Origin of the sequence: Globicatella sanguinis NBRC 15551 (genome assembly GCF_001552295.1) — a bacterium.
Lineage (GTDB): Bacteria > Bacillota > Bacilli > Lactobacillales > Aerococcaceae > Globicatella > Globicatella sanguinis.
In genome coordinates this window covers 1-1,746 of sequence record NZ_BCQX01000195.1, presented here as the reverse complement: position 1 = coordinate 1,746, position 1,746 = coordinate 1, and the positions used below count along the sequence as shown (strand labels likewise).

Sequence of the window (1,746 nt, the reverse complement as noted above, 5' to 3'; positions counted from 1 at the left end):
ATTGAACTTTTGTCACGGATATGATACAACATCCGTGACAAAGGGGGATTGTAATGAGTTCATATACAGAAAAAATATCAAATATAATAAATAGTTTTGAAGCAAATAAGATATTTTTTGCCAATGACTTTTTAGATATTGCATCTAATGCTACGGTTAGACAAATATTAAAAAGATTAGCAGATGAAGATAAAATCAAACGTGTCATTGATGGCTTTTATTATAATCCAAGCTTCAGTGAATTAATTGGAGAGTATGAAGCAGTATCGATTCACGAATTAGCACTTGCTATAGCAAGAAAATACAATTGGAATATTGCACCATATAATAGCACAGCCTTAAACTTATTAGGACTTTCAACACAAGTTCCAACTCACTATAAATATATATCTAGTGGAAGATATAAGGAATATAAAATTGGAGATACAGTTTTAGAATTTAAAAAAGTAAATCCAGGAGAGATTGCCAATATGTCCCTAAAGACTGCAACAGTTATTCAAGCAATTAAGTCTTTGGGTAAAGAAAATATAAGTAATGAAGTTATACAAAAGATAAGAGAAAATTTAACTGAAAAAGAAAGAACAGACTTAATGAATGAGTCAAAATCAGTTCCATCATGGATATATGAAGTAATAAGGGAAATTTCTGAGGTTAAAGATGAATAAGTTTTTATATCGAAAACAAAGATGATTTAAGAGTTTTAATAGTCAATACTGCAAGAAATAAAAATATATCTGAGGCAGTTATTAAAAAAGACTATTGGGTTACTTTTATCTTTGACTATCTATTTAATGAAAAAAATGGAGGGAATATTTTGCCTTTAAAGGAGGAACATCACTTTCAAAGTGTTTTGGACTTATAGAAAGATTTTTTAAAGATATAGACCTAATCTTAGATTGGCAATTATTAGGCTATAAAGAAAAAGAACCATGGATTGAAAGGTCAAATACCAAACAAGATAAATTCAACAAAGAAGTTAATGAAAAGACAAAAGTGTTTTTAAAAGATGAATTATTAAAAGTCTTAGAACAAGATTTAAATGCTATTGGCTTTGAATTCTCAATTGATACTCTTGATCCACAAACAATTCAGTGTAAATATCCTAAAATTTTTGAATCTAATTATTTGACACAAAACATAAGACTTGAAATAAAAGTCTTGCAGCATGGACACCTGCAATTGAAGTGGAAATTTTGCCAATAGTTGGGGAAGCCTATCCAAATGTATTTAAAGAAAAAACAAGCATAAGAACAGTATCAGCAGAGAGAACTTTTTGGGAAAAAGCAACTATTTGACACCACGAAGCAAATAGACCAGATTATTCTCCTATGCCCCATAGGTATGCAAGACACTTTTATGACCTATATAAAATAGCAGATTCAGATTTTAAAAACAAAGCCTTAGAGGATAAGGAGTTATTAAAGAAAGTGACTGAATTTAAAATCAAATTCTACCCTAGGAAGTGGGCAAAGTATGAAGAAGCATTAAATGGTAGACTAAGGTTAGTCCCAAGAGAGTACCGATTTTCTGAAATAGAAAAAGATTATAAGGCTATGGTGGAAATGATTTATGGAGCCTATCCAAACTTTGAAGAGATTATAAAAGTTCTTAAAGAACTAGAAATAGAAATTAATAAGTAAATAGAATTCTCCTTAAAAAAATACAACATTCGGGAGAAATACTTTGGGAGTGGGCAAGAAGTTGAAAATCAGTTGATTTTCGGTTCGTCTGCGCACCCCCGCACAG

The 1,746-nt window shown here is 30.4% G+C and carries 1 protein-coding gene and 1 pseudogene; both read left to right on the top strand.

The window, feature by feature from the left end:
• The first annotated feature begins 53 nt into the window (after positions 1-53).
• The gene (locus GSA01S_RS10040; RefSeq protein ID WP_066127215.1) at positions 54-665 is read left to right on the top strand and encodes a DUF6088 family protein; all 612 of its coding nucleotides are present in this window, start codon (positions 54-56) and stop codon (positions 663-665) included.
• Positions 662-1,640 (top strand): annotated as a pseudogene (locus GSA01S_RS10035) (nucleotidyl transferase AbiEii/AbiGii toxin family protein). The gene GSA01S_RS10040 and the pseudogene GSA01S_RS10035 overlap by 4 nt, the downstream one beginning before the upstream one ends.
• The last annotated feature ends 106 nt before the right edge of the window (positions 1,641-1,746 follow it).